The following is an 8,160-nucleotide window of genomic DNA, read 5'->3' as shown; positions in this document are numbered from 1 at the left end:
GCCCAGCCCCAGGCGCTTGGCCTGGGCCTCCAATGCGGCACGGACCTCGCCGCCGCCGACGATTTCAAGATGCACGTTGAGGTCGGCGGGGGTCTTGGCGACGGCGTCGATCAGGACGTCCACGTGCTTTTCTTCAGCAAGGCGGCCCACAAAAAGAACGGTGGGGTAGGCATGCGGCTCGATCTCTTCACCCGGCGCCAGTTCATAAGCCGCCGCGTCGATACCGTTGGACAAAGGCAGGACCTTGCGAAGGAAAGCGTGCTGGTGCATGGCCTTCGCGGCGAGCGGCGTGGGAGTGGTGACAACATCGGCCTGGCCCATGACCTTACCCATGTCCTTCCACGAGACCCGCCCGATGATGTCCTTGAACCACTGCGGGAACGGCAGGAACGGGTTCAGGTTTTCGGGCATGAAGTGGTTGGTGGCAATGATCCTGATGCCGCGCTTCTTGGCCTCGTAGAGGACGTGTTCACCGATCATGTAGTGGCTTTGGATGTGAACGACGTCGGGCTGCACCCTGTCGAAGAGCAGTCGAATGTCGTTCTTGATTTCCCAGGGATAGCAGATGCGGAAGTACTCGTGGGTAAAGACTCCGTGGGACTTCAAGCGGTGGATGGTGCCTTCGTCCCCGAACTCGGTGAAGCTCTTGCCGTTGTCCGCCCGGCAGGCCAGGACGTGGACATCGTGCCCCCGCGCCTTCATGCCTTTGGCAAGCCGGTACCCGAACTGAGCAGCACCATTGACCTGCGGACGGTATGTCTCCGCCGCGATCAAGATGGTGAGGGGTTTGTTGGTTTCGGGAACAGTCACGTGGAGAACTCCTGATGGTCACGGTGCGAACACCGCAAAACGTTTGGCCCTGCGGTGTCTTCGCCGGTTGCCTGCCGCGGATGTGCGGGGCACGGTTGTCGAACTCTGCCCTAGGCCTTCCGGCTTGCAGCCGCCTTCGCGTCACGCTTTCTCTTGGTGACCTCGGGATGGTGCCGGCTCAGGGCAATAACCCCAACGATAGCAAGGGAAGCGGCCACAGCCATGGCGATTGCCAGCACGGCGTGGACATCGGGACGAAGCTCACCCAAAATCGCGATGCCGATGGCAATTCCGACAATGGGGTCGATCACGGTCAACCCGGCGATGACCAGATCCGGCGGCCCGCCCGAATAGGCACTCTGCACGAACCACGAGCCGAGGCCGCCGGCAGCCGCAATGGCGACGACGGTGTACCACTGCACATTGAGCAGAAAGTGCCCGTTGGGGTCGAGCAAGTGCCGGCCGATGATGCGTGTGAGGACCGCGACGAAGCCAAACAACACTCCGGCACCCAGGATGTAGACAAAGGCGCTCATGCGGTGCCGGAACATGACCGCCAACGTTCCAAAAAGTCCGACGGCGAGTGCCAGCAGGAGGACGATGGTTATTTCGTCCTCTCCGCTGACATGGTGGTTCTCCTGGGTGGCGTTGACAGCCAGGAGAACGAACATCGCAGAGCCCGTCACGCAGGCAGAGATCGCCACCACGGTGCCGCGGTTGATACTGAGCCCCTGGTCCTTGGCGTTGACCACCGTGGTGATGACCAAGGCGATGGCGCCGATGGGCTGCACCACAGTCAAGGGTGCCGATACCAAGGCAATAGCGTTCATGCCCATGCCCAGGGCAAGCAAAAGCAGCCCGAACATCCATCGCGGATTTCGGAGAAGCCGCAGGAAACCGTGGGAACTCAGGGCGAGGCCACCGGTATCCGCCTTGACCGCGCTGCCCTGGCGCTGGGCACCAATGGCGAGGCAGAAGGCGCCAAGCACCGCAAGAAGGACTGCGAACCAGACCATCAGCTGCGACCGCCGTCGTGGGCTTTAAGCTCTTTGCCCTTGCGGAGGATTGCCCAGAAATAGTTGTAGGCCGCTACCCAGTGCCCTAGCAGACCCAAGCCCAGGCAGATCCAGGCGATCACGAAATAGACACCGGTGTAGGGAATCGCGAGCTTGGAGAGGACCAGGAGAGGGGTGCCCAGGAGCAGGAAGGCCGTCCGGATCTTGCCGATCCGGCTTACCGGGAGGTCGGGGTGGCTATGGAAGTAGAACAATGAGGCCGTGGCGAGGACGACGTCGGGCACCACCAGGGCGGCCAGGTACCACCAGTCCACTACCCCGGCGATGGCGAGCGTGACGGCGACGGTGATGAGTGCCAGACGGTCCGCGACGGGATCGAGGATGCGGCCCAGCTTGGAGGTCTGGTTGAAACGCCGCGCGACGTAGCCATCCACCCAGTCAGTACCTCCCATGATGGCGAGGACCAGCACGGCGAAACCGTATTCCCTTTGCCACAGCACCAGCCACACAAACAACGGGACGCCCATGAAGCGGAGCACGGTCAGGAAATTGGGGACGGTGAAGATGAGATCGTGGTCGATCTGTGGCTGGCCCGGGCGTGCGCCTGCACCGATGAATTTCACCTGTCCCCCTTTCCGTAGTCCGCAGCTGACGCTGCTGCTTGCCGTCCCGATTACTTCTTGAACAGCTTCCGCAGTCCCACTGCGGCCACCGTGGCCGAAGCGGCAAAGAGAAGTAGCTCTTTCCAGCGCGCGGCGAGCCGCTCCGGCAGCCCGGCAGGAACCTTCTCAGTGAAATCCGCGATTCTGTCGGCCGCGAATCGGCGTCCGTCGTCGAGCTTTTGCCCGGCGACGTCACGGAGGACCTTCCCCTGGGTCTTGACGTCGAGCTCGACGCCGAGCTGATCGCGAACGTCGGCGAGGTGTTCGCGGCGCTGCTCCAGACGGCGGAGCAGCTCAGCTTCGCTCGGGGCGGGGGGTTGCTCGGCCTTGTGTGCTTCTGCCTTGGCGGCCTTTTCTGCCTTGGCTTTCTCGGCTGCGGCTGCTTTCGCTGCCTCCGCTGCCTTGTAGGCTTCCGACGAGGGGTCGAGGACGCTGGCGTCGAAGGCCGTACCTTCCTTGACTATGCCGAGATCGTGCTTGATGCCGCGGATGGTTTTCTCAGGCACAAGCGGCATGGCCCCCTCGAACGCGCGGAAGGCAATGAGCGCCCCGATAAGAATGATCACAAGGAACGCCGCCGCAACCACGAGCGCGGCCAGCCACGGGGGCATGACCGTGGCCAAGCCCAAGATGGCCGCGACGACGAGGGCGATGACAAGCAAAGAAAGAAAGATCAGTGCAACGCCAACAAAAGCGCCGGCAATGCCCAGCTGCTTGCCTTTGCCTTTGAGTTCAAGCTTGGCGAGGCTGATTTCGTCGTTGAGCTGCCGCGGCGCGAGCCGGGCTGCAAGTTTCAGGGTGTTCGGCAACGCCGAAATGCCCGGGCGTTGGCCAACCCGGCCGCTGTGACGTCCACTCATAGGTTCCGCCTCACTGCTTCCATCTTGCTCCTACCCGGCTCCGGCACGGAGACGAATACAACCGCCCACGCGCACCTGTCCACAAAACTACCATTCAGCTTCAGCCTCAACTTCCGGGACGGCCCAGCGGCGCGCCCCTGCCATCGCTGATAAATATGATCTTTCGCACATAGGATTGATAACCGTGAACACTCCCCCTGTACCGGGCGATTCCCTCAGTCGACGCGAAAAACTCCTCTATATCCTGCTGCTTGGCGCATTGACCGCCTTGGGTCCATTTACGGTGGATCTCTATCTGCCCGCGTTTCCCGCGCTGGAGCATCATTTCGACGTGTCAGCCGCTGCGATCCAACTCACACTGACGGGCACAACGGTGGGCTTCGCGATTGGCCAATTGGTGGTGGGGCCCTTCAGCGACAAGTTCGGGCGCCGCATGCCGTTGATCCTGGCAACGGCCTTGCACATCGGTTCTTCCCTCGGTGCTGCGCTGTCCACTGACATCAGCACGCTTGCGCTGTTCCGCGTCCTGATGGGCGTCGGCGCAGCCGGTGGCGGGGTGGTTGCCATGGCCATGGTCCGGGACCTCTTCGCGGGCTACGCGATGGTGCGGATGTTCTCCCGCATGTCGCTGGTGAACGGCCTGGCGCCCATTCTGGCTCCGATCATCGGTTCACAGCTGCTCTTGGTGATGCCATGGCCCGGGATCTTCTACTTCCTGGCCAGTTACGGAATCCTGGTGATCATTGCCGCTGTGTTCCTCATCCGGGAAACGTATCCTGCCGAACTCCGCCGGCAGACGACGTCGACGGCGGGCCAACGCTACAAGGCTGTGTTCGCCGACCGGATTTTCGTCGGGATGCTGCTCGTGGGCGGGTTCAACTTCGGCGGACTGTTTGCTTACCTTTCCGCGTCCACGTTCCTGTTCCAACAGGTCTACAACTTTTCCCCGCAGGAATACGGCCTGCTGTTCGGCGTCAACTCCCTGGGCATCGTCGCCGGCGTCCAAATCAGCTCCAGGGTCATCAAACGGGTAGCGCCGCAATGGATCATGGCGTTTGCCACGGTCTGGATGCTGCTGATGGCGGTATTGATTGTGGTGTTCGATCTGCTCGGCTTCGGCCTCTGGGGCGTCATGGTCCCGTTGTGGTTCTACATCCTTGCCACCGGCTTCATGTTCCCCTGCGTCCAGGTGATTGCCCTGGCCAACCATGGCGCACAGGCAGGAACCGCGGCTTCCCTGCTGGGTGCCTCGAACTTCCTGATGGCCGGCATCATCCCGCCGGTGGTTGGCTGGCTGGGCGTCCGCTCCGCGGTTCCCATGGGGGCTGTCCAGGCCGTGTGCCTCGCCGGCGCCGTCGCGGCCCTGTGGCTCGTCGTGCGGCCCCGGTCCGTCCCCTCCATCCACTGATGGGTCCATCCGCTGATGGGTCCATCCACTGACGCGCCAGTCAACTGATTCGAGAAGCGCGGACGTCCCGATGCGGAAGTAGGCTCAAGGCATGACGCGCAAACCGCACCGCAACGGCAGGGGCCTTTTCCTCGGAGCGGTGCTTGGCGCCGTCGTCGGCTTCCTGCTGGGCCGCGGGGCCGGAAACCCTGTGTTCGGAGCCCTGCTGGGCGCCGTCGTCGGTTCCGCAATCCTCTACCGGATCAATCCGGGGCCATGGAAACGGGACTAAGGAGGCCTTCCGTTGCTTCGAGGCCTGTTCCCGGTCATGGCCCGGAGATAAAGTTGAGATGTGCCCCGTTGGCAGGAACTCCAGCCTATTCCAGCCCCATGGCAGCGCAAGGATGATGGCATCCTGCCGCTGTGGTGGGATCGTCTATGCACCGTGACAAGCCCGCAATCCGCGGCCCTTTATGCGGCTGGACTCTTCACGGAGGACCGCCGCAGGCCGATTGCACAATGGTTCAATCCGACGAATGGCGCGGCCCTGCTCGTGGCACCGGAGACCTCCCCGGAATGGCCCGTCCAACGCTTCGGAATCTTCTACGCACCACCTGGAGGCGGATTCACGCGCGTCCACTCCGCCGCCCACGAATGGCATCCACGGGAGCCGAGGACGCCGCCAACCGAAGATGACGCCTTCCAGTCCGCCGTGGCCGAGGCAGCGAGATTCCTGCAAGTGGAAATGGACTTCGTGTGACGACGCGGCAATGAGATTCTGCACATTCGAATAATTACGCACATCAGACAAACCGAGGCAAAAAAGCAGGCCCCGCACCGATCTAAACCGGTGCGGGGCCTTTTGCGCTCCTCCGACTGGACTTGAACCAGTAACCCTTCGATTAACAGTCGAATGCTCTGCCAATTGAGCTACGGAGGAATGAAGCGGTTATGACTTTAGCAAAGGTTTTGCCCCAAGTGAAATCGAGCCCCGGGCACCTCGGGAAGGGTGCCTGAATACCCCTCCCGGGTATCACCAAGACGGCAGGGCCGGGGCCCTCACCGAGGATAAGATGGTCCGGCGTACCTGAGGCGCATCCGAGCACGCATGTGGAGCCCCCGCGACACCTACAAACAGAAGGAAGCATGCCTAAGAACTGGTCAGCCGAGGACAACGTGACGGAAGTTGCCGAGGACGTCTTCTTCATCGAGGGACCTGCCGTCAACTGGACCATCCTCAAACGGGGCAACGAATTCACCCTCATCGACACGGGCTATCCCGGGAACTGGCCATTGCTCCAATCGAGCGTGAATTTCCTTGGACTGGGTATTGAAAATGCTGCCGGAGTTCTCCTGACGCATGGTCACTCTGATCACATCGGCAATGCCGCGAGAATATCCGCAATGGGCATTCCGGTATTTGCGTCCAACGCGGAGTTGCCAAACATCCGCCGGGAGGTCCTTGAACAGGTCACCGTGAAGGACCTTGGTTTGCGGATCCTCCGCCCCAGGGTCGGCGCGTGGGCGGTCCACGCCATCCGCTCCGGGGGCTTGTCGGACGTCGCGGTCCCGGGCGTCGCTGCGATGACCCAGGACATCCTGGACGCGCTCCCGGGATCTCCCCGGATCATTGCCACGGGCGGCCACACCAGCGGCCATGTGTCCTTCTTCGTCCCTTCAGCTAAAGCCGTGGTCACCGGGGATGCTCTCGTCACGGGCCACGCTGTCAGTCCGGTCCGCGGACCGCAGCTGTTGCCCGCCGTCTTCCACCACCACCCGTCGGAGACCTTGGCCAGCGTTGAGGTTCTCAGGCAGCTGGGCGCTGAGACCATCCTGCCGGGTCACGGGCCGCTGGTGAGCGTGCTCGACAGGACAATCGAGCTCGTTTCTGACGGCGGGTACGCCCCTTTCGCTTGAGTCGACGGCCTCGTTTCGCTTGAGTCGACGGCCTCGGGGCCGGGGTACGCGCATCGGAGCCTGAGTGGTAGGGCGGAAGACCGGGTCCAAAACGGGTACCACCCACTCTTAACCCGTGCCGTGCATAGCCACTAGGCTCCGGACCTGGGGATTCTGACCCGGTCTGTTCAGAAAAAGGGGAAGCCGATGCGGCTCCTGACCATACTGTTCCGGCGGCCCACGTGGTTCCGCTGGGCCACGGCCGTGTCCGTGCTGTTCTTGCTTGGCTACTCCGCTGTCTACTTGGCGCCTCCCGCGCGTGCGGCACTCCCGAAAACAATCATCAGCCTGACGTTCGACGACGGCAATGCCGATCAGCTCCCGGCCGAACAGTTGCTGAAGTCGCTCGGATTGCACGGCACCTTCTTCATTACGACCAGCTGGATCGATAATCCGTCATGGCTCACCCGTGCCAATCTGAACAGCATCGCCGCGGACGGGAACGAGATCGGCGGCCACACCATCACCCACCCGGACCTCACCACCTTGTCCACGTCGGCCGCCACCAACGAGGTGTGCGGCGGCCGGACCACGCTTGCCAGCTGGGGGTTCAACGCCACCGATTTCGCCTATCCTTTCGCCGCTGAAAACTCGTCCGTCGAGCAAATCGTGAAGAATTGCGGTTTTGCCAGTGCCCGCAATTTGGGTGACATCCGTTCGCCCGCGAGTTGCTCCGGCTGCCCCTTCGCGGAAACCATCCCCCCGGCCAATCCATACAACACAGCGGCACCTGATGAAGTGGACAGCACCTGGACGCTACAAAACCTCGAAGACCTCGTGACCAACGCGGAACCGGGAGGAGGCTGGGTCCAGCTGACCTTCCACCACATCGCGGTCGGAACTGATCCCACGTTGACCATCGACCCGAACCTCTTCAAGACCTTTGTCACATGGCTCGCAGCGAGAACAGCCAACGGGACCACGTCAGTTCAAACGGTCGCCCAGGCCTTGGGCAATGCACCCGTTGCGGCAACGGCGCCGGCTGCTCCCAGCGGCGTGACCGCGACGGCGGGCAACGCCTCGGCGTCCGTGTCCTGGACGGCGCCGGCCAACGGCGGCTCCCCCATCACTTCGTACGCGGTGACGCCTTCGTCCGGCGGCACGGCTTTGGCTCCGGTGACGGTTACCGGTAACCCGCCCTCAACGACGGCGACCGTCACCGGACTCAGCAACGGTACGGCGTACACTTTCACGGTCACCGCCACGAACGCCATCGGCACGTCCCCGGCCTCGGCCGCGTCGGCTCCCGTGACACCGACGGCCCCAACGGTTCCGGGGACGCCCACAGGCGTGAGCGCGACGGCGGGGAACGCCTCGGCGGCCGTGTCCTGGACGGCGCCGGGCAACGGCGGCTCCCCGATCACCTCCTATGCGGTGACGCCTTCCACCGGCGGCACGGCCCTGGCTCCGGTGACTGTGACCGGGAATCCGCCCGCGACGACGGCGACCGTCACCGGACTGAGCAACGG

At 63.0% G+C, this 8,160-nt stretch carries 9 protein-coding genes and 1 tRNA gene; 5 read left to right on the top strand and 5 right to left on the bottom strand.

Annotation, left to right across the window (positions count from 1 at the left end; translation table 11 throughout):
* The 4 genes from AC3WJU_RS21910 to AC3WJU_RS21895 all read right to left on the bottom strand — a co-directional run.
* The coding region (locus AC3WJU_RS21910; protein ID WP_492260853.1) for a glycosyltransferase at positions 1-810 on the bottom strand (810 nt) is incomplete at its 3' end.
* 110 nt (positions 811-920) lie between these two features.
* Positions 921-1,826 (bottom strand): DMT family transporter, encoded by a 906-nt coding sequence (locus tag AC3WJU_RS21905; protein ID WP_059387859.1) that lies wholly within the window; start codon positions 1,824-1,826, stop codon positions 921-923.
* Complete coding sequence (locus AC3WJU_RS21900) at positions 1,826-2,449, bottom strand: CDP-alcohol phosphatidyltransferase family protein (RefSeq protein WP_059387860.1); 624 nt, start codon at positions 2,447-2,449, stop codon at positions 1,826-1,828. The genes AC3WJU_RS21905 and AC3WJU_RS21900 overlap by 1 nt, the downstream gene beginning before the upstream one ends.
* Positions 2,450-2,499: 50 nt before the next feature.
* A complete protein-coding gene (locus AC3WJU_RS21895) occupies positions 2,500-3,348 on the bottom strand; it encodes a phage holin family protein (protein WP_492260852.1) in 849 nt (282 codons plus the stop codon).
* A gap of 184 nt (positions 3,349-3,532) precedes the next feature.
* Between AC3WJU_RS21895 and AC3WJU_RS21890 the strand changes: the two genes are divergently transcribed.
* The 3 genes from AC3WJU_RS21890 (at position 3,533) to AC3WJU_RS21880 (ending at position 5,495) form a co-directional block, all read left to right on the top strand.
* Positions 3,533-4,756 carry a multidrug effflux MFS transporter gene (locus tag AC3WJU_RS21890; protein ID WP_370872191.1) on the top strand — a complete coding sequence of 408 codons (1,224 nt, stop codon included), beginning with the start codon at positions 3,533-3,535 and terminating at the stop codon, positions 4,754-4,756.
* A gap of 91 nt (positions 4,757-4,847) precedes the next feature.
* Positions 4,848-5,027 (top strand): YMGG-like glycine zipper-containing protein, encoded by a 180-nt coding sequence (locus tag AC3WJU_RS21885; protein ID WP_059387861.1) that lies wholly within the window; start codon positions 4,848-4,850, stop codon positions 5,025-5,027.
* A gap of 60 nt (positions 5,028-5,087) precedes the next feature.
* Positions 5,088-5,495: a hypothetical protein gene (locus tag AC3WJU_RS21880; protein WP_059387862.1), complete on the top strand. Its 408-nt coding sequence runs from the start codon at positions 5,088-5,090 to the stop codon at positions 5,493-5,495.
* Between the two features lie 107 nt (positions 5,496-5,602).
* On the opposite strand, the gene AC3WJU_RS21875 is transcribed toward AC3WJU_RS21880, so the two are convergent.
* Positions 5,603-5,675 (bottom strand) — tRNA-Asn (locus tag AC3WJU_RS21875).
* A 206-nt stretch (positions 5,676-5,881) separates the two neighbouring features.
* Between AC3WJU_RS21875 and AC3WJU_RS21870 the strand changes: the two genes are divergently transcribed.
* Together AC3WJU_RS21870 and AC3WJU_RS21865 are read left to right on the top strand one after the other, a co-directional pair.
* On the top strand, positions 5,882-6,652 hold the full coding sequence (locus AC3WJU_RS21870) for an MBL fold metallo-hydrolase (RefSeq protein ID WP_492260851.1): 771 nt from the start codon (positions 5,882-5,884) through the stop codon (positions 6,650-6,652).
* Between the two features lie 186 nt (positions 6,653-6,838).
* A partial coding sequence (locus AC3WJU_RS21865) for a fibronectin type III domain-containing protein (protein ID WP_492260850.1) occupies positions 6,839-8,160 on the top strand: 1,322 nt, incomplete at its 3' end.

Source organism: Arthrobacter sp. FW306-1B-F12A (genome assembly GCF_058781865.1).
The sequence above is the reverse complement of the archived record's forward strand: the minus strand, read 5'-3'. Positions and strand labels throughout refer to the sequence as shown.